The sequence below is a fragment of the Micromonospora sp. NPDC049175 genome (assembly GCF_043197345.1).
GTDB lineage: Bacteria > Actinomycetota > Actinomycetes > Mycobacteriales > Micromonosporaceae > Micromonospora.
The window spans coordinates 90,003-111,136 of record NZ_JBICSY010000012.1 but is presented as its reverse complement, the minus strand read 5'-3'; the positions used below and the strand labels follow the sequence as shown (position 1 = coordinate 111,136).

General features: G+C 72.5%; 25 protein-coding genes. 10 read left to right on the top strand and 15 right to left on the bottom strand.

What is annotated here, in order from left to right; all coding sequences use genetic code 11:
- The first annotated feature begins 13 nt into the window (after positions 1 to 13).
- A complete protein-coding gene (locus tag ACGFH8_RS32220) occupies positions 14 to 1,216 on the top strand; it encodes a serine hydrolase domain-containing protein (protein ID WP_393374722.1) in 1,203 nt (400 codons plus the stop codon).
- 143 nt (positions 1,217 to 1,359) lie between these two features.
- Here ACGFH8_RS32220 and ACGFH8_RS32215 read toward each other — a convergent pair whose 3' ends face one another.
- On the bottom strand, positions 1,360 to 2,256 hold the full coding sequence (locus tag ACGFH8_RS32215; RefSeq protein ID WP_393374719.1) for an alpha/beta hydrolase: 897 nt from the start codon (positions 2,254 to 2,256) through the stop codon (positions 1,360 to 1,362).
- Between the two features lie 35 nt (positions 2,257 to 2,291).
- Here ACGFH8_RS32215 and ACGFH8_RS32210 point away from each other — a divergent pair, with 35 nt between their 5' ends.
- From ACGFH8_RS32210 to ACGFH8_RS32195, 4 genes are all read left to right on the top strand, one after another.
- A complete protein-coding gene (locus tag ACGFH8_RS32210; RefSeq protein ID WP_393374716.1) occupies positions 2,292 to 2,789 on the top strand; it encodes a MarR family winged helix-turn-helix transcriptional regulator in 498 nt (165 codons plus the stop codon).
- A 77-nt stretch (positions 2,790 to 2,866) separates the two neighbouring features.
- Positions 2,867 to 3,634, top strand: a complete 768-nt coding sequence (locus ACGFH8_RS32205) for a glycerophosphodiester phosphodiesterase (protein ID WP_393374714.1) — start codon at positions 2,867 to 2,869, stop codon at positions 3,632 to 3,634.
- Positions 3,635 to 3,653: 19 nt separating this feature from the next.
- The gene (locus tag ACGFH8_RS32200) at positions 3,654 to 5,048 is read left to right on the top strand and encodes an MFS transporter (protein WP_393374713.1); all 1,395 of its coding nucleotides are present in this window, start codon (positions 3,654 to 3,656) and stop codon (positions 5,046 to 5,048) included.
- Between the two features lie 56 nt (positions 5,049 to 5,104).
- Complete coding sequence (locus ACGFH8_RS32195; protein ID WP_393374710.1) at positions 5,105 to 5,821, top strand: thymidine kinase; 717 nt, start codon at positions 5,105 to 5,107, stop codon at positions 5,819 to 5,821.
- Between the two features lie 82 nt (positions 5,822 to 5,903).
- Here ACGFH8_RS32195 and ACGFH8_RS32190 read toward each other — a convergent pair whose 3' ends face one another.
- Positions 5,904 to 7,109: a low temperature requirement protein A gene (locus tag ACGFH8_RS32190; RefSeq protein ID WP_393374707.1), complete on the bottom strand. Its 1,206-nt coding sequence runs from the start codon at positions 7,107 to 7,109 to the stop codon at positions 5,904 to 5,906.
- Positions 7,096 to 7,554 carry a hypothetical protein gene (locus ACGFH8_RS32185; RefSeq protein WP_393374705.1) on the bottom strand — a complete coding sequence of 153 codons (459 nt, stop codon included), beginning with the start codon at positions 7,552 to 7,554 and terminating at the stop codon, positions 7,096 to 7,098. The genes ACGFH8_RS32190 and ACGFH8_RS32185 overlap by 14 nt, the downstream gene beginning before the upstream one ends.
- Before the next feature lie 148 nt (positions 7,555 to 7,702).
- Here ACGFH8_RS32185 and ACGFH8_RS32180 point away from each other — a divergent pair, with 148 nt between their 5' ends.
- Positions 7,703 to 9,406 carry an acyl-CoA dehydrogenase family protein gene (locus ACGFH8_RS32180; RefSeq protein WP_393374704.1) on the top strand — a complete coding sequence of 568 codons (1,704 nt, stop codon included), beginning with the start codon at positions 7,703 to 7,705 and terminating at the stop codon, positions 9,404 to 9,406.
- 31 nt (positions 9,407 to 9,437) lie between these two features.
- Positions 9,438 to 10,610, top strand: a complete 1,173-nt coding sequence (locus ACGFH8_RS32175; protein ID WP_393374701.1) for a PQQ-binding-like beta-propeller repeat protein — start codon at positions 9,438 to 9,440, stop codon at positions 10,608 to 10,610.
- 8 nt (positions 10,611 to 10,618) lie between these two features.
- Here the strand turns inward: ACGFH8_RS32175 and ACGFH8_RS32170 are convergent, their stop codons facing one another.
- The 9 genes from ACGFH8_RS32170 to ACGFH8_RS32130 form a co-directional block, all read right to left on the bottom strand.
- A complete protein-coding gene (locus tag ACGFH8_RS32170; RefSeq protein WP_393374698.1) occupies positions 10,619 to 11,455 on the bottom strand; it encodes an LLM class flavin-dependent oxidoreductase in 837 nt (278 codons plus the stop codon).
- A 64-nt stretch (positions 11,456 to 11,519) separates the two neighbouring features.
- A complete protein-coding gene (locus ACGFH8_RS32165) occupies positions 11,520 to 12,518 on the bottom strand; it encodes a tyrosine-type recombinase/integrase (RefSeq protein ID WP_393374696.1) in 999 nt (332 codons plus the stop codon).
- 67 nt (positions 12,519 to 12,585) lie between these two features.
- Positions 12,586 to 13,011 carry an Hsp20/alpha crystallin family protein gene (locus ACGFH8_RS32160; protein ID WP_393374694.1) on the bottom strand — a complete coding sequence of 142 codons (426 nt, stop codon included), beginning with the start codon at positions 13,009 to 13,011 and terminating at the stop codon, positions 12,586 to 12,588.
- Between the two features lie 102 nt (positions 13,012 to 13,113).
- Positions 13,114 to 13,608 carry a GNAT family N-acetyltransferase gene (locus ACGFH8_RS32155; protein WP_393374693.1) on the bottom strand — a complete coding sequence of 165 codons (495 nt, stop codon included), beginning with the start codon at positions 13,606 to 13,608 and terminating at the stop codon, positions 13,114 to 13,116.
- A 43-nt stretch (positions 13,609 to 13,651) separates the two neighbouring features.
- Positions 13,652 to 14,065, bottom strand: a complete 414-nt coding sequence (locus tag ACGFH8_RS32150) for a DUF6069 family protein (protein WP_393374690.1) — start codon at positions 14,063 to 14,065, stop codon at positions 13,652 to 13,654.
- A 77-nt stretch (positions 14,066 to 14,142) separates the two neighbouring features.
- Complete coding sequence (locus tag ACGFH8_RS32145; protein WP_393374688.1) at positions 14,143 to 14,619, bottom strand: MarR family winged helix-turn-helix transcriptional regulator; 477 nt, start codon at positions 14,617 to 14,619, stop codon at positions 14,143 to 14,145.
- Between the two features lie 52 nt (positions 14,620 to 14,671).
- Positions 14,672 to 15,187: a DUF2087 domain-containing protein gene (locus ACGFH8_RS32140; protein ID WP_393374686.1), complete on the bottom strand. Its 516-nt coding sequence runs from the start codon at positions 15,185 to 15,187 to the stop codon at positions 14,672 to 14,674.
- 212 nt (positions 15,188 to 15,399) lie between these two features.
- Positions 15,400 to 15,591 carry a DUF397 domain-containing protein gene (locus ACGFH8_RS32135; RefSeq protein ID WP_393374684.1) on the bottom strand — a complete coding sequence of 64 codons (192 nt, stop codon included), beginning with the start codon at positions 15,589 to 15,591 and terminating at the stop codon, positions 15,400 to 15,402.
- Positions 15,582 to 16,349: a DUF5753 domain-containing protein gene (locus tag ACGFH8_RS32130; RefSeq protein ID WP_393374861.1), complete on the bottom strand. Its 768-nt coding sequence runs from the start codon at positions 16,347 to 16,349 to the stop codon at positions 15,582 to 15,584. Before ACGFH8_RS32130 ends, ACGFH8_RS32135 begins: the two co-directional genes overlap by 10 nt.
- 240 nt (positions 16,350 to 16,589) lie before the next feature.
- Here ACGFH8_RS32130 and ACGFH8_RS32125 point away from each other — a divergent pair, with 240 nt between their 5' ends.
- The 3 genes from ACGFH8_RS32125 (at position 16,590) to ACGFH8_RS32115 (ending at position 18,566) form a co-directional block, all read left to right on the top strand.
- Complete coding sequence (locus ACGFH8_RS32125; RefSeq protein ID WP_393374858.1) at positions 16,590 to 16,883, top strand: hypothetical protein; 294 nt, start codon at positions 16,590 to 16,592, stop codon at positions 16,881 to 16,883.
- Positions 16,883 to 17,125, top strand: a complete 243-nt coding sequence (locus ACGFH8_RS32120; RefSeq protein ID WP_393374681.1) for a flavin reductase — start codon at positions 16,883 to 16,885, stop codon at positions 17,123 to 17,125. The genes ACGFH8_RS32125 and ACGFH8_RS32120 overlap by 1 nt, the downstream gene beginning before the upstream one ends.
- Positions 17,126 to 17,294: 169 nt before the next feature.
- Complete coding sequence (locus tag ACGFH8_RS32115; protein ID WP_393374679.1) at positions 17,295 to 18,566, top strand: MFS transporter; 1,272 nt, start codon at positions 17,295 to 17,297, stop codon at positions 18,564 to 18,566.
- Between the two features lie 108 nt (positions 18,567 to 18,674).
- Here the strand turns inward: ACGFH8_RS32115 and ACGFH8_RS32110 are convergent, their stop codons facing one another.
- From ACGFH8_RS32110 to ACGFH8_RS32100, 3 genes are all read right to left on the bottom strand, one after another.
- Positions 18,675 to 19,169 carry a CAP family protein gene (locus ACGFH8_RS32110; RefSeq protein WP_393374676.1) on the bottom strand — a complete coding sequence of 165 codons (495 nt, stop codon included), beginning with the start codon at positions 19,167 to 19,169 and terminating at the stop codon, positions 18,675 to 18,677.
- A 424-nt stretch (positions 19,170 to 19,593) separates the two neighbouring features.
- Positions 19,594 to 20,100, bottom strand: a complete 507-nt coding sequence (locus tag ACGFH8_RS32105) for a DUF664 domain-containing protein (RefSeq protein WP_393374674.1) — start codon at positions 20,098 to 20,100, stop codon at positions 19,594 to 19,596.
- Positions 20,097 to 21,128 (bottom strand): aldo/keto reductase, encoded by a 1,032-nt coding sequence (locus ACGFH8_RS32100; protein WP_393374671.1) that lies wholly within the window; start codon positions 21,126 to 21,128, stop codon positions 20,097 to 20,099. The genes ACGFH8_RS32105 and ACGFH8_RS32100 overlap by 4 nt, the downstream gene beginning before the upstream one ends.
- Positions 21,129 to 21,134 lie beyond the last annotated feature (6 nt).

The following is a 21,134-nucleotide window of genomic DNA, read 5'->3' as shown; positions in this document are numbered from 1 at the left end:
AGGGAGCCCTCGTATGAGCGTGGTTTTCGCAGGTCGGACGGCGGCGCGCTGGCGCGGCGTCGTGGCGGCCGCGACCGTGGCGACAGTGCTGGCCGCCACGGTCGCCCCGGCCGCCGGGTCAGCCGCGCCGCCCACCCCGGATCACCGGTCCACGGCCACGGTGCTCACGCGCGGCCTCGACGACCTGCACGGCCTGGGCGTGTCCGGGACGCAGGGACTGGTCCGCGACGCGGACCGGGTGACCGTGGCGCGCAGCGGCGTGGCCGACCTGGACACCGGCGCGCCGATGCCTGTCGACGGGTACTTCCGGATCGGCAGCACCACGAAGACGTTCGTGTCGGTGGTGGTGCTCCAACTCGTCGGCGAGGGCCGGATCCGACTGGACGACCCGATCGAACGCTGGCTGCCCGGTGTCGTCTCCGGCAGCGGCAACGACGGCCGGTACGTCAGCGTTCGTCAGCTCCTGCAGCACACCAGCGGTCTCTACGACCCCACCGGCGACCTCGCCGCCCTGCGGTCGGCCGACGAGTTCCTGGCGCACCGCTTCGACCACTACACCGAGGCGCAGCAGGTGGCGACCGCGATGCGGCACGCGCCGCTGTTCGCCGCCGGCACCGGGTGGAGCTACTCGAACACCAACTACCTGCTGGCCGGGATGCTCGTCGAGCGCGTCACCGGGCACCTGTGGCACACCGAGGTGCGCTCCCGGATCCTGCTGCCGCTGCGCCTGACCCACACGTTCTACCCGGGTGACCAGCCGACCCTGCCCCCGCCGCACGCCAACGGGTACCGGCAGTTCGCGCCCGGCGGGCCGATGGTCGACACGACCGTGTTCAATCCGACGGTGACGGCCTCGGCGGGTGGCCTGGTCAGCACCCCCACCGATCTGGCCCGCTTCTGGCAGGCGGTCGGCCGCGGTCAGCTCCTGCGGCCCGCGCAGCAGACCGAACTGCACCGCACCGTGCTGGCCGACGGGTTCCAGGGCATCCGGGCGGGCATCCGGTACGGGCTGGGGATCATGTGGATACCCAACCGGTGCGGCGGCTCCTGGGCGCACGTCGGTTCCATGCCCGGGATGAGCACCCTCGCCGCGGTCAGCCCGGACGGGCGTCGCTCGACGGTCCTGTACCTGGCCACCGAGCTGGCCGACCCTGCTCCGGCGGTGGCGGTCATCCAGCGGCAGATGACCCTGCTGGACGACCTGATCTGCGGCTGACGCCGGGTGCGGCCGCCGTACGCGCGCTCGTGTGGGCGACGTGGTGCGGCGGCCGCCACCGCCCCGGTGCGCCGGGACAGGCGACCGGCTCGACCAGCGGCGTCCGCGCACCGCACGGGGGAACGAGCCTTCGTGCGGTGCGCTCAGGGGGTCTGTAGTCGCTGCGTGATGAACAGGGCGGCGCGGGCCAGGGCGTGGTCGGCCTCGTCGAGCTGGCCGATGAAGGACTGGAAGACGTGCGGAACGCCGGCGGTGATGTCGAGGATGACGTCGACCTCGGCGTCGCGGGCGCGTTTCGCCAGCCGGACCGAGTCGTCGAGCAGTAGTTCCTTCGTGCCGACCTGCAGCAGGATCGGCGGGAAGCCGGTCAGGTCGGCGAGCACGGCGGGCGCGGCGAGCTCCTGGTTCGGGTCCTGGCCGCCGAGGTAGAGCCCCGCCATGTGGGCCATGCCCTGCTGGGTGAAGAACGGGTCGACGCCCTCCTTGGTGCGCATCGACTCGCCCGTGCGGGTGTGGTCCAGGCCGGGCGAGAACGCGATCAGCGCGCCCGGCAGAGGCAGCCCGGCGTTTCGGGCGGCGAGGGTGGTGGTCACCGTGAGGCCACCACCGGCGGAATCGCCCGCGAACGCGATCGACTCGGCGGCGACGCCGCTGTCGAGCAGGGACCGATACGCCGTGAGGCAGTCCTCGATCGCCGCCGGGAAGGGGTTCTCCGGGGCCAGCCGGTAGTCGAGGGAGAAGGCCCGCATGCCGGTCCGCGTGACCAGACTCGCGGTCAGGCCCATCGCGGTCCGCGGAGATCCGAGCGCGAACGAGCCGCCGTGAAAGTACAGGATGGTGCCCGGGTGGGTCGGGCCCTCCGGTTCGACAAGCACCGCCGGACGGCCGCCCAGGGTCAGCTCCGAGGTTCGCACCGGAGGAACCGGGAACGACGCCATGAGCGCGTCGAAGCTCTCCCGCATCGTCTCGACCGGCTCGGGCGCGAAGCCCTTGGGTCCGCCCAGCATGGCGCCGATGGCCGCGCGTTGTTCCCTGCTCATGTCCGACGCCTCCCACAGGCGATAAAGTAGCTGCCGTGGAAGCTAATATACCTGCCACGGCATCTTTTTCCGGTGCCGGGTCCGTCACACTGGCTCAGGTCTTCAGCGACCTGGTCCGCTGTGAGACGCGGCTCTACAACGCCGTGAACGAGACGTTGCGCCGCAAGCACGGCATCGTGGCTTCGCAGTTCGAGTTCCTGAGCTACCTACGCGACCATCCTGGTTCGCGGGTCGCCGATCTCGCCGAGTTTTTCGCGATCGGGGTCGGGGCGACAAGCAAGGGCGTGGGCCGGCTCGAAGCCCGGGCCTGGGTTCGACGCGTGCCGAACCCGGCCGACGGCCGGTCACTGCTTCTGGAGTTGACCCCGCAGGGCGCGGAACTCGTCGGCGCCGCCGAAGGCACCTTCCAGGAACACCTGGCCACGCACCTCGGTCGGTCGATCGCCCCGGCCCAGATCGCGGAACTCGGTCACACGCTGGCACGGCTGCGCGCCACCCTGGAACACGGCGGTGTCGGCACGCCTGTCGGCTGACGAGCCTGGTCCGCGCGAGCGGGCGACAGACGCCGGCCGGCCACCCGCCGGTCACCAACCGGGGGATACTGCGTCGCGTGTTGACCCGATTCGACTACCTCGACGCGCCCGCGCCGCTGGCGTTCGCCCACCGTGGCGGCGCCGCCGAGGGAGACGAGAACACCACCGAGGCGTTCGCCCGCGCCATCGGGCTCGGCTACCGGTACGTGGAGACCGACGTGCACGCCACCGCCGACGGCGTGGCGGTGATCTTCCACGACCCGACGTTGCGCCGGGTCACCGGTGAGGCGGGGCGCATCGCCGAGCTGAGCTGGGCCGACCTCGCCTCGGTACGCGTCGGCGGCGCTGCCGTCGTACCCCGGCTCGACGAGGTGCTGGGCGCCTGGCCGCAGGTCCGCTTCAACATCGACGTGAAGGCCGACGGCGGCGTCGCGCCGACGGTCGCGACGGTGACCCGGGTCGGCGCCGGCGACCGGGTGCTGCTCGCGTCGTTCAGCGACGCCCGCCTGACCCGGCTGCGCGCGCTCACGCAGGGACGGGTCGCCACCAGCCTCGGCATGCGTGGGGTGGCCCGGCTGCGGCTGGCCTCCCTGCACGGGCGGGCACTGCGGCTGCCACCGTCGGTGGTCGCCGCGCAGGTGCCGCCGCGCTACGGGCGGGTGCCGGTGGTGGACCGCCGGTTCCTCGACTACTGCCACCGGCTCGGCCTTCAGGTGCACGTCTGGACGATCGACCAACCCGACCAGATGCACGACTTACTGGATCTCGGTGTGGATGGCATCATGACCGATCACGTCGGCGTGCTGCGCGACGTCTACCGCAGCCGCGGCCACTGGGCCGCCTGATCCGTCGAAGGACCCCCGGATGGCCGAGACCGTGACCCCCACGGTGGATGACACCCCGCCCCCGGCGAGCACCCGCCGTGAGCGCAGGGGCTGGTACATCTACGACTGGGCCAACTCCGCGTTCCAGACCACTGTCATCACCGTGTTCCTGGGCCCGTTCCTCACCACCGTCACCAAGCTGGCCGCCGGCTGCGAGCTGGGCGCGAAAACCTGCGACGGGTTCGTCTACCCGCTGGGCATCCGGGTGGCCCCCGGGTCCTACTACCCGTACCTGATCTCGCTGTCGGTGATCCTCACCGTGTTCGTGCTGCCGGTCATCGGGGCGATCGCCGACCGGTCGGCGCACAAGAAGCGGCTGCTCGGCGGGGCCGCGTTCACCGGCGCCGGCGCGACGATCCTGATGGCCTTCGTCACCGGCGACCGCTACCTGCTCGGCGGGGCGTTGTTCCTGGTCGCCAACATCTCCTTCGGCGCGGCGGTCGTGGTGTACCACTCGTTCCTGCCGCAGCTCGGCGGCCCCGACGAACGCGACGGCATCTCCAGCCGCGGCTGGGCGATCGGCTACCTCGGCGGCGGTCTGCTGCTGGCGCTCAACCTCGTCGCGATCACCCTGCTCGACGAGGGCGACAACCCGCAACGCACCCTGGACCTGGCCCGCTGGTCGATCGTGTCCGCCGGGGTGTGGTGGGCGCTGTTCACGGTGGTGCCGCTGCGCTGGATGCGCGAGCACCCCAGTGCCGCGGCGCTGGCCGGTGGCGGCGGCAACGTGGTCACCGACGGGTTCCGGCAGATCGCCCGGACCATGCGGGAGATCAAGGCGTACCCGTTGACGTTGTTCTTCCTGCTCGCCTTCCTGGTCTACAACGACGGCATCCAGACCGTCATCACCCTGGCCAGCCAGTACGGCACCGAGGAGCTGCGCCTGGAGCAGAGCACCCTGATCATCACGATCCTGCTGGTGCAGTTCCTCGCCTTCGGCGGGGCGCTGAGCCTCGGCGCGTTGGCCAGGCGCATCGGCGCGTGGAAGACCGTGCTGCTCAGCCTGGTGCTCTGGACCGGTGTGATCATCGCCGCGTTCCGGCTGCCCGCCGAGGCGCCGGTGCCGTTCATGATCCTCGGCGCGGGCATCGGACTGGTCCTCGGCGGCAGCCAGGCGCTGAGCCGGTCGCTGTTCAGCCAGCTCATCCCGGTCGGCAAGGAAGGCGAGTACTACGGCTTCTACGAGATCAGCGACAAGGGCACCAGCTGGCTCGGCCCGCTCGCCTTCGGCCTGGTGTTCCAGCTCACCTCCTCCTACCGGGTGGGCCTGGTCTCACTGCTGATCTTCTTCGTGGTCGGCTTCGCGCTGCTGGCCGCCGTGCCGATCCGCCGTGCCATCGTCGCCGCCGGCAACACCCCGCCCCGGGTGCTCTGAGCACGCGTCCCGCGCGCGACAGATCAGCCTCGGCCGATCGGCTAGGCTGCCCGACCGTGACAGACGACGCCGCCACCGCTCCGACCTGCCTGGCCCACCCGTTCCCCGGGCAGCCGCACGCACCGGCCGGGTGCGCGGCCGCGCGCGGGCTGGACGGGCGTCCGGTGCACGCCGCGGCGTTGAAGTTCTTCTGGGGGCCGATGGACTGCGGCAAGTCGACGATGGCGTTGCAGATGAACTACAACCACGCCCGGCAGGGCCGCCGCGGGCTGGTCACCACCCGCATCGACAGGTCGCTGGGCCCGCAGGTCACCACCCGCATCGGCCTGGCCCACGAGGCCATCGAGATCACCGACGACCTGGACCTGCGGGCCCTGGTCCGCGGCCGGTGGGCCGACGGGGTACGCGTGGACTACCTGATCTGCGACGAGGCGTGCTTCTACACCGTCGAGCACGTCGAGCAGATGGCCGAGTTGGTCGACAGCTACGACGTCGACGTGTTCGCGTTCGGCCTGGCCACCGACTTCCGGTCCTGCCTGTTCCCCGCCGCGCAACGCCTCTTCGAGTTGGCCGACGAGGTGGCCCGCATCCAGGTCGAGGTGCTCTGCTGGTGCGGGCGGGAGGGGCTGCTCAACGCCCGCGTCGTCGACGGGCGGGTGGTCCGCGAGGGCGCGCAGGTCGTCATCGGCGACACCGTCGACACCGCCGAGGTGCGCTACCAGGTGCTCTGCCGCCGGCACTACCGCAGCGGCGACCTCGGCCCCCGCGACTGAGACACCGGCAGACCCAGGCTAGCCATCCGGCGGCCCGCCCACGCTGGCGTCGTCCGAGAACCGACGCAGTGCCACGGGTGGGTCAGGACGGTCCTCGGGCGGCGGCGGACCGTACCCGCGACCGGTCGGCCACGATCACGGCGACGGTCACCGCCAACGCCAGCGCGGCGCACACCGCGACGGGCACGCCCAGCCCCACGCAGACCGGCACCAGTGCCAGCAGCACCAGCACGGCGGTGATCCGGCTGGTCGGCGGGCGTCGCCACAGCCACGCCGTGTAGGCGGCGTGCCCGGCGAGGAACAACGCCGGACCACCGAGGACGAACAGGGCGGCGACGGTGGTGGTGGGCGCGCCGGGCTCCCGCAGCAGCAGCTCGTCGCCCGCGGAGGCGACGATCACCCCGGCGACGATCACCGGGTGCAGGTAGTTGAACGCGACCCGGCTCAACGCGCCGGTACGCTCGCCCGCCCCCGCGATCACCTCCGTCGCGGCCGGGGCCGACCGGGCGAAGTACACCCACCACAGCGCCACCGAACCGGCGAACGCCAGCAGGAACGCCCCCGCCGTGGCCAGGTCCACGTGCGAGGTGAACGTGCTGCCGGTGACCAGGATCGACTCGCCCAGCGCGATCAGGACGAACGCCGAGGATCGTTCGGCGAGGTGCCCACCCTCCACCATCCACCGTTCGGCGCGGGTGCGACCCCGCCCCGGCAGCGGGTAACCGCTGGAGAGGCCGACGATCTCGATCACGATCACCGTCGCCCACAACGCCTCCCGGGCGACCGCGTCGACCAGGCCGCCGAGCACCACGAGCACCGACGTCGCGAAGAACCAGGGCAGCAGGTGCTGGAATCCGTCGACCAGCCACGGGCTGCCCTGCACCGCCCACATCGCGAACAGGGAGCGGCCCACCTGCACGGCCACGTAGACCACCGCGAAGAGCAGACCGGTGTCGGCGAACGCCTGCGGGATCGCCGCCGACATCGACAGGCTGCCCAGCGCCACCCCGATCAGCAGGACCCGCACCGGTCCCTGATCCGGTTGCAACCAGTTGGTCAGCCAGGTGGTGTAGACCCAGACGAACCAGACGAGCGCCAGCAACAGCGCCGTACGTCCGGCGCCCCGCCAGTCCGGGTGCTCGATCAGGTAGTGCGACAGCTGGGTGACGCTGAAGATGAAGACCAGGTCGAAGAAGAGTTCCGTCGAGGTGGTCGGCTGCACCCCCGTGCGCGGGCGCAACAGCCAGGGACGTACCGGGGTGATGGCCGGTGGCTCAGAAGGGGTCACCGCACACCCGCCAGTCCCCGCTCTCACGGACCACCGGCAGGCGTCGTTCCTCGCTGAGCCCGCCGTCGCGGGTCACCTTCACGGTCACCGTGCCGTGCGGTCGTCCGCTGCGGGTGGCGACCGACACGTCGGTGATCTCGTAGTCGGTGACCATCGGCGGTGTCCGTACCCAACTGGTGAAGCCGATCGCGCTCCACCGGCTGCGCGCGTCCGCGCAGAGCCGGTCGTACGCCCGGTCGCTGTCGCCCAGGGCCACCTCGCTGAGGAAGTCGTCGGCGGTGTCCCGGATCGGGCCGGCGGCCTGGCGGACGGTTTGCAGGTTCCAGGCGGCCAGCCCGGCCACCCCGACGCAGCACAGCGCCACACCGAACCCGGCGAACGCGAGCCCGGTGCGCATCGGGCGGTTGCGCCGGGCCGGTCGGCTCCAACCCTGGCCGGCACCCACGACTACCGACCGTAGAGAACACGATCGCGCTCACGTGCGACAAGTCGGAAATCGACCGAACCTGGATGGGTGCGACCGCCCTGTTCGGATCGGCCACGGATCGTCTACCGTCGGCGCACACCCCCCGAGCAGTGCCAGGAGTCGATCGATGAGCCGCTTCGTGCAGCCGGTACCACCTCCCGTCGACCCGTACGCCGGTGACGGCCTGCTGCGTTCCTGGCTGGAGCGACACCTCGGACCGGATGGGCACGCCGCCGCGAAGGGACGCCTCGCCGACCTGGCCGCCGACGTCACCGGGCCGCTACGCGCGGCGCACGCCGACGCGGAGGCGCACCCGCCGACGCTTGTCCGCTACGACCCGTGGGGCGCGCGGATCGACCGGATCGACACCTCCGCCGGTTGGCAGGCGCAGCGCGCCGCCGCCGCCCGGCACGCCGTGGTCGCGCTTCCCTACCTGACCGACGCGCGCGGCACCTGGGGCGCCGCCGCGCGGGTCGTGCAACACGCCCTGCTGCACCTGTACGGGCCGGAGTCGGCGACGTTCTCCTGCCCGGTGGCGATGGCCGACGGGGCGGCGGCGCTGCTCAGCATGCCCGACGTGGACGCCGGGGTCCGCGACGCGTGGCTGCCCCGACTGGTCGCCACGGACCCGGCCACGGCGATCACCAGCGGGCAGTGGATGACCGAGTCGCAGGGCGGCTCCGACCTGGGCCGGTCGAGCACGGTCGGCCGACCCGCGGCGGACGGGTCCTGGCGGCTGACCGGGGAGAAGTGGTTCTGCTCGGCCGCCGACGCGGCGATGGCGGTGGCGCTGGCCCGGCCGGAGGGCGCCGGGCGCGGCAGCCGGGTCCTCGCGCCGTTCCTGGTCCCCCGCTACGCGGCCGACTCGCCGTTGAGCATCGGCGGGGCGCCGGGCGCGCCCGCGTCGGGGGTCATCGTGCGCCGCCTCAAGGACAAGCTCGGCACCCGCGCGTTGCCCACCGCCGAGATCGGTCTGCACGACGCGTACGCGCTTCCGCTGGGTGATCCGGCGGTGCCCGGCCTGGCCCGGGCGATGACCCTGGTCGTGGTGACCCGGGTGCACAACGCCGCCGCCGCGGCCGGTGGGATGCGACGCGGGTTGGACTACGCCCGCGCGTACGCCGAGGTGCGGCACGTCGCCGGCGGGCCGCTGGTGTCCTCGCCGCTGCACCGGGCCACGCTGGGCACCCTCGCGGTCGACGCGGCGGGCGCGTTCGCCCTCGCTGGGCACGCGTTCGCCCTGCTGGGGCGGGTCGAGGTCGGCGCGGACCCGGCGGCCGCGGCGGAGCTGCGGATCGTGGCGCCGCTGGCGAAGCTGGCCACCGGCCGGCTGGCCGTCAGCTCCGCCAGCGAGTACGTGGAGAGTTTCGGTGGGGCCGGTTACGTGGAGGACACCGGCGTGCCCCGGTTGCTGCGCGACGCGCAGGTGCTGCCGATCTGGGAGGGCACCACGAACGTGCTGGCCCTGGACGTGCTGCGCGCGTTGACCCGCGAGGACGCCGGGACGCCGGTGCTGGGCCGGCTCGCCGCCGCGGTCGACCTGGCCCGACCGCTGTCGCCGACGCTTGCCGACACGCTGGCCGCCGCCGCCGCGCGGTTGGGCGACACGATCACCTCGGTGACGGCCGATCCGGGCGCCGCCGCGGTGCAGGCCGGTGCCCGTGGTCTGGCGCTGCGCCTGGCGTACGCGCTGACCACCGCGTTGCTCGTCGAGCACGCCGCGTGGGGTGACGAGCAGGCGGAGTTGGCGGCCCGGCTGTGGGCGCGGCGTTGGCTGCGGCACGAGGAGATCGCCGAGGACGCCCACCACCACCTGGAGTTGCTCTGCTGAGACGGGCGGCGCGAGCGGACGGGTGGCGCGAATGTCGGTGCTGATCGAGCTGGGTGACGACCGGGGCGTGCCCCTGGACGAGCACCCGCCACCGCTGCGGCTGTCCCGCCGGTGGCGGGTGGCGGTGCTGGTGGCGGTCTGTGCGCTGCTCGGCGGTGCCGCCCCGGCCGCGCGGCTGACGCCCTCGGTCGCGCTGGCGGTGCCCGCCCGGGCAACAGTGCTCGGCGCGGGGCCGCTGCTGCTGGTCGTCGACCCGGACTCGAACCCGCCGACGGTGAGCGCCTACGACTCGGCCGCGCCGGACGGCCCGCCGCGGTGGCGGGTCACCGTGCCACCCGCCGCGGGATGGTTCGCCGAGGTCGCCGGTGACCTGCTGCTGCTCGTCGAACGCGACCAGGCGCGCGGGGGGCGGATGACCACCGCGCGGTCGATGCGTACCGGCCAGCAGGTGTGGCAACGACCCGAGCGGGTGTACGCGGCCGGGGACGCCGCGGTCGCGGTGAGCGAGGTGCGCAGCGCCTCCGAACCGGGACGGCGGGTCGAGGGCACCGTGCACGGCGTCGACCGGACCACAGGCGCGACCCGGTGGTCGGTTTCGCTGCCGTCCACGGCGGTGCTCCGGGCGTTGCCCGGCCTGCCCGGGCGGGTGCTGCTGGTGCGCGACGACGGGGTGGCCCGACTGCTCGACGCCCGCGACGGCACCGAGCACGGGCGGGGACAGCTTCCGCCGGCCGACTACGGCCCGGACAACCCCCAGGTCGTCGGCGCACACCTGGTGCTGCGTCATCCCAGTGGCGACGCGGTGACGCTGACCGGGTACGACCTGCCGGGGCTGGTGCCGCGGTGGCAGGCGCCGGCGGAGCCGGGTGAGCTGACCATGCGGCCCTGCCAGGGCCTGATCTGCGGGCAGGACGAGCAGGGACGCTGGGCGATCGACGCGGGCACCGGGGCGCGGGTGTGGACGTGGCCGGCCGGGGCGCGCTGGCGCACGGTGGCGGGCCCGCTGGTGCCGGCGGAGCCCCTGGTGGTGCTGGGAATGGCGGCGGACGGCAGGAGTTCGCTGGTCGCCACGCTGGGACGCGACGGTCCTCGGGTGTCCATGGTGCTTCCGGCGGGTCTGACCAACTGCCGACGGGCCGGCACCGGTCTGATCTGCCGCGACGGCACGGCCGGCGTGACGTTCTGGCCCCTCGCGGTCCCCTGATCCGGCGGTCAGCGCAGGGGGCCCCGGGCGACGGCGGCACGCATCGTCGCCGGGTCGCCGGGCGGGACGAACTCCAACCACCAGGTCGCGCCGGCCGTCGCGAGCTGATCGACGTACGCGCGTTCGTCGGGTCGTCGCCGCCGGCCGCCGATCGCCACGTCGAACGGCTGGCCGTCGGCGCGCGTCGGTGGCAGGGCGCTGACCAACTCGCGGACCTCGTCGGGGGTGAAGTCGGACCACCCGTCGGTGTCGGTGAGCTTGTACGGCACGATGCCGTCGGCGCGGGCCGCGCGGCGGCGCACCGCCCCGGCCTGCATGCTGCCGCCGACCCAGACCGGCACCCGGGGCGACTGCACCGGCGCGGGTCGTAGCGCGACCCCGTCGGCGCGGTAGTGGGTGCCGTGGTGGTCGACGCGCTCGCCGCTGAGCAGCCCGGTCAGCAGGTCGAGACCCTCGTCGAGCATCGCGGCGCGCACCGCCAGCTCGGTCTGCTCGCCGAACGCGGCCAGCCCACGGTCGGCGGGGTCCCCGACACCGACCGCCACGGTGGCCCGGCCCGCGCTGAGATGGTCGAGGGTGAGGACCTCCCGCGCCAGTTTCGCCGGCCGGCGTCGGGGCAGCGCGGTGACCGTGGTGCCCAGCCGCACCCGGTCGGTGCGGCCGGCGATCGCGGTGAGCACCAGCCACGGGTCGTAGGTGGACGGCTCGTCGCCGGAGTAGTAGATCAGATAGTCCTCCAGGAACACGCCGTCCCAGCCGGCGTGCTCGGCCAGCTCACCCAGCTCCACCAGAGTCGACGCCTCGATGGTGGCGCCACCACAGGAGATCTCCAGTCCGTGTCTCATCCGTCGACCGTAGGACGAGGGTCCGACGCGCAGACGCGCCGAACCTGTCGGGGGTCGGCGGCCGTCAGCTGCGGCGGCGGGACCGGGCCGCCCACACCACGTAGGCCGGGTCGCGGTCGAGGTTGTGCCGGTCGCGGTCGTAGCGGCGGGTGGTGCGCGGGTCGGCGTGACCCATCGCGTCCTGCACGTCCTCCAGTGGCACGCCCTCGGAGCGGGCGGTGGTGGCGAAGGCGTGCCGCAGGGAGTGCGGCGACAGCTTCGCCCAGGCCGGGATGCCGGCGGCGCGGGCAAGCCGGCGGACCATCCGGAACACCGAGTGCCGGTCCAGCCGGGCACCGCTGGCGGTGACCAGCAGCGGGCCGGTCAACTGGGGCACTGACACGCCGGTGGCCGCGGCCCGCTGGGCCAGGTAGGCGTCCACGGCGTACCCGCTGCCGGGGGTGAGGGCCCGGCGGCGTTGCTTGCCGCCCTTGCCGACGAAGCGCACGCTGCGATGGCCGCGTTCGGTGCCGAGGTCGGTCAGGTCCAGCGAGATCAGCTCCCCGACCCGCAGGCCCAGGTCGGCGAGGAGCGCGATCGCCGCCCGGTTGCGCAGGGCGGTCGGGCCGGTGTCCGCGTCGGCGGCGCCGAGCAGGGCGTCCACCTCCTCCGGGGTGAGCCCGAGGGTGGCGGAGTGGTCCCGGTCGACGCGGGGTCGGTCCGCCCCGGAGACCGGGTTGGCCGCCACCGCGCCCAACTTCACCAGGAAGTCGTACCAACTGGACAGCGCGGAGAGCCGCCGCGCCACGGTCGCCGGGGTCAGCGGTCGGCCGCTGCGGGCGGCGACGGTGGACTCCAACGCGCGCGCGTAGTCGTTGACGTGCAGGAACGTGGCCCGCAGCGGGTCGAGGTCACGCCCGGCGCACCAGGTGAGCCAGCCGGTGACGTCGCGCCGGTACGCGTCGCGGGTGTGCTCGGACAACCGCCGGTTACGCAGCCACGCCTCGGTGACCTCGACGGGTCCACTCGGCAGCGCGGGTGGCGCGGACGGGCGGGCCAGCACCGGAGCGTCGGAGAACACCATGTGAAAAAGGCTCTCAGCCTCGGGTGGGATCAGCGTGCAGGCGCGCCGATCCCACCCGACATCGTGATCATGCGTTGATCTGCCGACGCCCGTCGCCGTTGGCGGTGATGGTCACGCGGCGGGGCTTGGCGCGCTCGGCGACCGGGATGCGCAGCGTCAGCACCCCGTGCTCGTACCCGGCTTCCAGCTTGTCGGTGTCCAGTGTGTCCCCCAGGAACAGTTGCCGGGTGAAGGTGCCCATCGGGCGTTCGGCGGCGACCAACTCGACGCCGTCGCCACTGGCCCGGCGACGCTCGGCGCGGACGGTGAGCACGTTGCGCTCGACGGTGCAGTCGATGGTGTCCGGGTCGACGCCGGGCAGGTCGAACGCCGCGTAGAAGTGGTCGCCGTCGCGGTAGGCGTCCAGGTGCATCATCGCGGGACGGGCCGCCGTACCGAAGAACTGCTCGGCGAGCCGGTCGATCTCGCGGAACGGGTCGGTACGCATCAACATGGTCATGCCTCCTCGGATCTCCTGGCCGAAGGTGATGAGTTGAGCCGGGGTGACTCAACTTCCTCTTCTTATTTAGCGCACCCGCCGACCGGCGTCAACCGCTCAGGACAACCGCTTCTCGAACCAGTGCTCGGCGTAGGGACCCTGCGAGTACGCCGGGATCTCCGCGTAGCCGTGCCGGGCGTACAGGGCGCGGGCCTCGACCAGGTCGGCGCGGGTGTCGAGTCGAATCCGGTCCGCGCCGGCCGCCGTGGCCCGCTGCTCAACGGCGGCCAGCAGCGCGGCGCCGCCACCCGCGCCCCGATGGGCGGGTCGGACGAACACCCGGGTCAGCTCGGCCCAGCCCGAATGCCAGCGCAGCCCGGCGCAGCCGGCCAGGTCGTCGCCGTGGTGGGCGAGCAGCAGCAGGCCGTCCGGGTGGGCCAGGTCGTCGCTGGGCATCTCGGCGAGCGCCTCGTCGACCTCGCCGGGCAGGGCCGGCCGACGGTGATAGCGCACCACCATCTCGGTCATGTACTCGCGCAGCAGCAACACCGCGTCGGGTTGGTCGGGTCGGCTGGCGCTGATCGTCCAGGTTGGCCGGGCGGTGGTGGTCACCAGTCGATCATCACCGCCCGGTCAACAGCTTTTATCGAGGCGGTCAGCGGCGGTGGGTGGGCAGTAGGGCGATCAGTGGGATCGCCACGGCCAGGTGCGTCGCGCCGAGGGTCAGCTTCGCGCCGCCGGTGGCCTCGACGCCGAACAGCGGGACGAGGGACACCACAGTCACCACCACAGCGAGGGAGATCCAGACCGGCCGGGCGACCCGTGGGGCGAATCGCTCCAACAGGGCCAGCGCCGCCCAGCCGAGCAGGGCGGCCCCCAGGGCGACAGTGAGGATCGCGCCGGCTCCGATGTCGATGGCGGGTTGACCCGGGCTCTCGATCGTGAAGTCGACTCCGGCCAGCGCGCCGATCGCCCAGATGACCAGGGCGGCCACCACGGCGGCGGCGACACCGAGGGCACGGCGGCGCAGGGTCGAGGTGGTGGGGGACGTGACGGCGGTAGCGCTCATGACGGCTCCTCGTTCAGGGGGAAACGAACGAGTACGACCGTAGCAGATAGTCTTGTTCGGAACTATCTTTCTCGGACCTAACAGCCGGAGCGGGCCCCCGGCGCGTACGGGGAGGTGGTGGCCAGCGGGCCACTCACCAACGCCAGCAGGGCTCGCAGGAAGGCCTCCCGGTCCTGCTCGGGCAGGGTCGCGAGCAGGTCGTCCTGGATGCGCCGGACCACCTGCCGCGCCCGTTGCAGGACCTGCTCCCCCGCCGGCGTCACCACGACCAGCCGGGCCCGCCGATCCGTCGGTGACGGACGGCGCTCGGCCAGCCCGGCCCGCTCCAACTGGTCGAGCGTGACGACCATCGTGGTCTTGTCCACGCCGCACCGTTCGCCGATCTCCCGCTGGGTCAGCTCGCCGGTGTGCGCCTGCGCCAGCACGTAGTGCGCCCGCGGCGAGATGCCCATCTCGGTCAGCCCCGCGGCGTGCTCGGTCTGCAACGCGTGACTCGCCCAGGAGAGCAGGAACAACAGATCCGGTGGGCCGTCGGCGGGCGTGCAGGAGGTCATGCGCCGAGGCTAGCAAGCTGCTCCGTGACCAGACGGTTTGCGCCGTCGAGGATTAGGGCCGTTGGTAGATGCCGCGCGCGCGGGTGAGCAACTGCTCGTCGACGAGATACCGACGCAGCGTGGCGTGGTCCGACCCGCCCGCCACGCACCACGCCTTGAGCGCCTCGTCGACGGCCCGCTCCGGATAGCGGGCGCCCGGCTCGAACGACCGCTCGGCGATGTGCGCGAGCAGGACGCGCCGCCGTTTCGGCTGCGCCGGCAGACCCACCAGGACGTCCCCGCGCAGAAAGGTCCGCAGCACCGGATCGGCGGCCGGGTCGGTGTCGTCGGCCGGGCGGCTGTCGCGGGCGGCCGCCCGCAACGACGCCTCGTCGGCCGCGAGCGCGCCGTCCGCGCCGGCGACGAGGCCCGCGTCGGTGAGCCGGCGAACCCCGCTGAGCACGACCCGCGCCGGCAGGCCGGTGCGCTCGGCGACCTGCGCCGCGCTTGTCGCGCCGAGCACGATCGCCGCGAAGATCCGTCGTCGTCCGTCGTCGGCCAGGGCCCCGGCCAGAGTGTGGGCAGTCACGCCGGTCACCCTCGCAGCAGAGGTACGCGGACCGCCAGGCGATTTCCGCCGCGTTCGGCCGGCCGCCGACTGGGGTGGTGTCGCTGGGGTACGCGCTGACACCGCTGGCCGCCGACCCCGTGGGCGGCCGTCGGCGTCCGGTGAGCCGGACGGTGCGCGCTCACGCGAAAGGCCCCCGACCAGCGCCGGGAGCCTGTGTGCGGTGTGCTCGGTCAGCCGGCGTCGCGGGTCATCGCGACGAAGCCACGCCACGCCTGCGGGCTGAAGGTCAGGGTGCCGCCGTCGCGATCCTTCGTGTCCCGCACGAGGACCACTCCCGGGAGGTTGTCGGCGACCTCGACGCAGTTGCCGCCGTTGCCGCCGCTCCTCGTGCTCTTACGCCACCGCGCGCCGCTCAGGTCCATGATGCTGCCGCTTCTCTCAGAAGGTCCAAGGAACGCCCTCGGGGCAGTGCCTCTCCGCGAATACGCTCCCACCGTCGTTCCAGGTTAACAAGCTCCGATGGCTGGTCGAGGATCTGCGCCTGCGCCGGGCCGTCGACGTGCGCGACCCGCGACCCGTCCGGCATGTCGGCGATGGTGAACGGGCCGTCCAGACCGGGATAGCTGGGCGCGTCCGCCGGAACGATGTGGAGCTGGACGCTGTCGGTCTCGGCGTGCCCGAGCAGGCGGGTGAGTTGCGCCGCCATCAGGGCGCGGTCGTCGCCGACGCGTCGCCGGAGCACCGCCTCGTCCAGCACGGCGATCAGCAGCGGCCCGCTGTCGCGGGTGAGGATCGCCTGCCGGGCGATCCGCGCCGCGGCGAACTCGTCTACCGCGTCCGCTCTCAGCACCCCACCCGCCAGGGTCGCCCGCGCGTACGCCTCGGTCTGCAACAGCCCGGGCACCCAGGCCAATTCGAACGACCGCAGCGTCACCGCCTCGCGCTCGATGTCGACCCATCGCCGGAACCACACCGGCTCGCGACGACGGACGACGTCCGGCCAAAGCGCGTCGGTGTCTTTTGCCAACAAATCCGCGACGGTGGAGCGGTGTCGATTCTGCGGAATGTGGCCCGGGTTTGCCCATCTCGCGACGGTCTTGGGGTGCACACCGATGCGACCTGCGAGGCTCTCGGCCGTGTGACCCGCCTCGGCGAGCGCCGCGACAAAGGCATGGTTCATGCCGTCCCTCCCTTGGAACAAATCAACCGTCCAAAGAAGATTGCATAACGCTGTGTGATTGTCCAGCAACTCCCGGAAAGGTGCGGTGTAGACGGCGCGGCCGGCAGGGACCCGAACCCGGCGGACGCGTTCGTGGCGGGGCCGCCCCGACGGGGCGGCCCCCTTCCCAACGCCAGCCAGGGGGCATCGATGCCAGCCGAGAAAGCCGGAGCAGCGCCGGCCGACACCACCGGAGCCGCGATGACCGGCACCCTGCGGGCGGGGGACGTGATCCTGCTGAGCACCGCCGCCAGCGTCCAGTTCCGCACACCGATTGTCGTCCGGGTCATCCGCGAGTTGCCCGACCGACACACCTACGACGGATGGCTCTGGCTCGACGCCTACGAGCTGAACCCGAAGGGCGAGGCGATCGCACGGCGCGAACTGTTCGTCATGCGTGCGGGCGTACGGATCCAGGCGTTGTCCCCGCGCCGGGCCACCGCGACCCGCCGGCCCGCACCCAGCCGGCGTACCGGTCCCGTGAGGGTCGGCTGATGCCCCGCCCGCCGCACTCTCCGTTGCGGCCGTCGTGGCGGTGCCGGGTCTGTGGCATCCGGTGGCCGTGTTCGGCCGCGAAGCTGCGGCTGCTCGGCGAGTACCGCGAGGATCGTCCCGGCCTGTTGGCCCACCTGGCAGCGCTTCAGCAGACAGCCGCAGCCGACCTCACCACGCTCAACCCGGGCGGCACGTCGCCCGACCTCACCCCGCGATTCGTCGGCTGGGCCGAAGCCCGCTGAGCCGTCCCGATCCCGACGACGAACCCCTGCGCGACGGGCATCGCCACGCAGGTGTCTCAGCCGCCCGTCCCGCACCCGGCATTAATCGCGCGCTCTCCGACGCCGGAATGGTTAGCCTCACCCAGAGGCTGGTCGCTCAACGGCACCTCCATGAATCGGGGGATTCACGATGTCGGGCGCAGCGACCGGCAGCGACTCGCTGCGTCCCACTCAACTGCTTCGCCGCAGTCGACCCCTTCGTGCTCTCTTCTCGGCCCGGCTCGTCTCGTACGCGGGCGATTCGCTCAGCCTTGTCGCGCTCATGTTGCACGTCAGCGAGACGACGGGAAAGGCAGTCGCGGTTTCCCTCCTGCTGCTCGTCGGAGATCTCGCGCCGTCACTGTTGGGTCCCTTCAGCGGGGCCCTCGCCGACCGGCTCAACCTCCGGCGGCTGATGGTCGCCTGTGAACTCGTCCAGGCCGCGGTGCTGCTGGTGATCGTGGTGACACTGCCGCCGCTGCCGGTGCTGCTGGCCCTCGTCGCGATTCGCGCCACCGCCTCGCAGATCTTTCAACCGGCGTCGCGGGCGGCGGTGCCCGCGCTTGTCGCCGACCGCGACCTGGAGACCGCCAACTCCACAGTCGGGTTCGGCTCGAACGCGGCGGAGGCGGCCGGCCCGCTCCTCGCCGCGGCCCTGTTCCCGCTCGTGGGTCTGCGTGGCGTGCTGCTCGTCGACGCGGTGTCGTTCCTCGTCTCGGCCGTGCTGCTCGCGACGCTCCCCTCGATCCCGGCGGTGACCCAGGAGGGGCGCCAGCCGTCCCTCCTGCGGCAGGCCCGATCGGGAATCGGCTATCTGCTGAGCGTCCCGACGGTACGGGTGATCTTCCTGGGCTTCACCGCGGTGGTCGCCTTCAACGGGGTCGACGACGTGGCACTGCTGGTGTTGGCCCGGGACACCTTCGAGGTGGGCAGTTGGGCGGTCGGGTTGCTGCTGGGCGCGGTCGGCGTCGGGCTCGTCGTCGGGTACGCCATGTTGTCCCGGTGGGGCACCCGGGCGTCGATGTCGCTGCTGCTGATCGTGGGCTTCGGGGTCAGCAGTCTCGGGAACCTGCTGACCGGGCTCGCCTGGGCCGTCGCCGCCGCGATCGCCCTCCAGGGGGTCCGTGGGCTCGGACTGGCGGCCATGGACGTCGCCTCCAGCACGCTGCTGCAACGGACGGTCCCGCCGGGCATGCTCGGCCGGGTCTTCGGAAACCTGTACGGCGCGATCGGGGTCGCCGCCGCGCTGTCCTACCTCGCCGGTGGCCTGCTGCTCGACGTCACGTCCGCTCCGGTGACCCTGGTGGTCGCGGGCGTCGGCGGCCTGGTGGCCACCGGCATCGTCGCGCTGCGACTGCCACCGGCGATGCGACGCAAGGATGGTGCGACGACACCCGCGCCGACCATCGAGGAGATCGGCTGATCAGGAGGTCCGCGTCGCTCGGGAATGATGGACGTCGGCCACTCGACTGGCGCGGAGCGGGGCGCACCGGCCATCGCCGGCACGCCCCGCTGCGAGAGGGGCCGTGTGTCAGCTCGCGGGCCCCACGCTCATCACGTACTGGCCCTCCATGTTCCCGGGCGGCGAGAAGTTGGCCACGATGAAGGTCTCCCACCACTTCGTGCCCTGGCCGGCGACCCGCCCTACGCCCAGCTTCGTGGTGTTCTTCCACACCAGTGCGGTGAAGTGCCCGATGGCCTTCGTGGAGTCGATGGGTTCGCCCGTGGCGAAGTCGTAGTTGCTGTTCTCGGCGTACCAGTTGTCTACCGCGGCAGTTCCCGAGCCCGCCGTGGGGCCGGTCGAGGCGCCCGCCCACGAAGCGTTCTCACCGGTGTCCGGTCGCAGGCCCTCATGGGTGAGCTTGGTGGCCTCGGCCATGAAGGACGCCCGCGACTTCGCATACTCCACGAGTTCCGGGTCGAGGGTGAGCGGCGGCGATCCGTGCCGTGCCCGCAGTTGGTTGATCTTGGCCAGTACCTCTTGCAGGAACTCGTCGTTGGTGCGATCAGAGAATCCAGCTCGCATGACGTGACACCCTTCTGGAAGACGAACGGCGGAAGATCTGCCCCCTTCGCGGGCTGCTCGGCCCTGGACGGCTCGCGCCGCGGGCCGGGCGGCCATCGGCAGCCTTCCATTCGCCAACACGAAAAGACCATCACTGACGGTGACGCATCAATGACAGAGCGACAAGTCGGGGGTCTCGCCGGTGCACCGGGGACGAGACACTGCGGCGAATCTGCCCGCACCGCCCCAGGTGACCGGGGTACCCGGGCGTGGACGTCGGCGTCAGCCGCACGCTGGTCTGGACCCGGAGCGACATCGGTGGCGGGACAGCGAATTTCCTCTTCTCTGTCACAACGGCGATTTCGCACCCCGCCGCATTGACCTCGTTCACCGCGCACTGCCGCCGCACCGCCCGCGCCTCGTCGTCACCGTCGGGCCGGCGGCGTCACTCTCCGGTCGGCCCGCCGGCGAGTTCGGCGACCACGTCGAGGTGACCGAGGTGGCGGGCGTACTCCTGAACCAGGTGGAACAGCACCCGCTCCAGCGTCGCCGGGGCCGCGCCGTTCCAGCGCTCCCCCGGCGCGCCGACCTCCGCCAGGTCGTGCGCCGTCACCACCGCCGTGGTGTGCGCGCCCTGCGCCCGCAGCGCCGCCACCAGGTCCTCCCGCGTCTCGTCGGGGGCGACGTACCAGCGGTCGTCGCGGCGGTCGCCCCACGGCTGCGCGACGTTCCGGCCCTGGAAACCCCACTCGACCCAGCGCCGCTCGACGTGGCGCAGATGCGTGAGCAACTCCAGCGGGGTCCACCCGGACGGCAGCCGGCTGCGCCGCAGCTCCGGCTCGGCCAACGCGGACACCCTGGCCACCATGGACTCGCGGAAGTAGTCCAGGTAGCGCAGGAAGACCTCGGTGCGGCTGCCGGCCGCGTCGGTCGGCTCGGGGAAGGCGATCACGACCCGGTGGGCAGGTCGCGGGCGCGCTGTCGCACACCCGCCCCGCCGTACGGGTAGTCACCCACCAGCGGGGCGCTCGCCTCGTCCAGCGACCGCATCTGCTCGGCGTCGAGGACCAGGTCCGCGGCGGTCAGGTTGTCGTCGAGCTGCTCGGTGGTACGCGCGCCGAGGATCACCGAGGTGACCGCCGGCCGGGCGGCCAGCCAGGCCAACGACACCGCCGACATGGACACACCCCGTTCGTCGGCAACCCGGCGCACCGCGTCGAGCACCCGCCAGGTGCGCTCCTCGGCGTTCCGACCGGCGTACGCCTCGACGCCACGCTGCGGGTTCTCACCGAGCCGGGTCGCGCCGGTGGGCGTGCTGTCGCGCTGGTACTTGCCGGTCAGCCAGCCGCCACCCAGCGGCGACCACGGCAGGATGCCGATGCCCTCGTTCTCGCAGACCGGCACCAGCTCGAACTCGATCTCCCGGGCCAGCAGGTTGTACTGCGGTTGCAGAGTCACGATCGGGGTGAGGTTGAGGTGCTGGGTGAGCAGGGCAGCCTTCTGCAACTGCCAACCGGTGAAGTTGCTGACCCCCGCGTAGCGGATCTTGCCGGCGCGTACCGCGTCGTCGAAGAACCGCAGCGTCTCCGGCAGCGGGGTGAGCGGATCCCAGGCGTGCGCCTGGTACAGGTCCACGGCCTCGACACCGAGCCGCCGCAGGCTGGCGTCCAGGGCACGGGTGAGGTGCACCCGGGACAGGCCGGCGTCGTTCGCGCCCGGACCCATCGGGAACCGTCCCTTGGTGGCGATCACCAGTCGGTCGCGCAGGTCGGGCCGCGTCCGCAGCCAACGCCCCACGATGTCCTCGGAGACACCCGTGGAGTAGACGTCGGCGGTGTCGATGAAGGTGCCGCCGGCCTCGACGAACCGGTCCAGTTGGGCGAAGCTGCCGGCCTCGTCGGTCTCCGCCCCGAACGTCATCGTGCCCAGACACAGGGTCGACACCACGGTGCCGGTGCCGCCCAGAGTGCGATAGCGCATATCGTC

Bases quoted from the DNA above. Each gene is read 5' to 3' on its own strand.
- ACGFH8_RS32120 (WP_393374681.1), top strand. From the start codon at position 16,883: ATGCCCCGCCCGCCGCACTCTCCGTTGCGGCCGTCGTGGCGGTGCCGG.
- ACGFH8_RS32135 (WP_393374684.1), bottom strand. From the start codon at position 15,591: ATGGACCTGAGCGGCGCGCGGTGGCGTAAGAGCACGAGGAGCGGCGGC.
- ACGFH8_RS32110 (WP_393374676.1), bottom strand. From the start codon at position 19,169: ATGCGAGCTGGATTCTCTGATCGCACCAACGACGAGTTCCTGCAAGAG.
- ACGFH8_RS32125 (WP_393374858.1), top strand. From the start codon at position 16,590: ATGACCGGCACCCTGCGGGCGGGGGACGTGATCCTGCTGAGCACCGCC.
- ACGFH8_RS32220 (WP_393374722.1), top strand. From the start codon at position 14: ATGAGCGTGGTTTTCGCAGGTCGGACGGCGGCGCGCTGGCGCGGCGTC.
- ACGFH8_RS32160 (WP_393374694.1), bottom strand. From the start codon at position 13,011: ATGTTGATGCGTACCGACCCGTTCCGCGAGATCGACCGGCTCGCCGAG.
- ACGFH8_RS32200 (WP_393374713.1), top strand. From the start codon at position 3,654: ATGGCCGAGACCGTGACCCCCACGGTGGATGACACCCCGCCCCCGGCG.
- ACGFH8_RS32100 (WP_393374671.1), bottom strand. From the start codon at position 21,128: ATGCGCTATCGCACTCTGGGCGGCACCGGCACCGTGGTGTCGACCCTG.
- ACGFH8_RS32170 (WP_393374698.1), bottom strand. From the start codon at position 11,455: ATGAGACACGGACTGGAGATCTCCTGTGGTGGCGCCACCATCGAGGCG.
- ACGFH8_RS32180 (WP_393374704.1), top strand. From the start codon at position 7,703: ATGAGCCGCTTCGTGCAGCCGGTACCACCTCCCGTCGACCCGTACGCC.
- ACGFH8_RS32130 (WP_393374861.1), bottom strand. From the start codon at position 16,349: ATGAACCATGCCTTTGTCGCGGCGCTCGCCGAGGCGGGTCACACGGCC.
- ACGFH8_RS32175 (WP_393374701.1), top strand. From the start codon at position 9,438: ATGTCGGTGCTGATCGAGCTGGGTGACGACCGGGGCGTGCCCCTGGAC.
- ACGFH8_RS32115 (WP_393374679.1), top strand. From the start codon at position 17,295: ATGTCGGGCGCAGCGACCGGCAGCGACTCGCTGCGTCCCACTCAACTG.
- ACGFH8_RS32215 (WP_393374719.1), bottom strand. From the start codon at position 2,256: ATGAGCAGGGAACAACGCGCGGCCATCGGCGCCATGCTGGGCGGACCC.
- ACGFH8_RS32165 (WP_393374696.1), bottom strand. From the start codon at position 12,518: ATGGTGTTCTCCGACGCTCCGGTGCTGGCCCGCCCGTCCGCGCCACCC.
- ACGFH8_RS32150 (WP_393374690.1), bottom strand. From the start codon at position 14,065: ATGAGCGCTACCGCCGTCACGTCCCCCACCACCTCGACCCTGCGCCGC.
- ACGFH8_RS32145 (WP_393374688.1), bottom strand. From the start codon at position 14,619: ATGACCTCCTGCACGCCCGCCGACGGCCCACCGGATCTGTTGTTCCTG.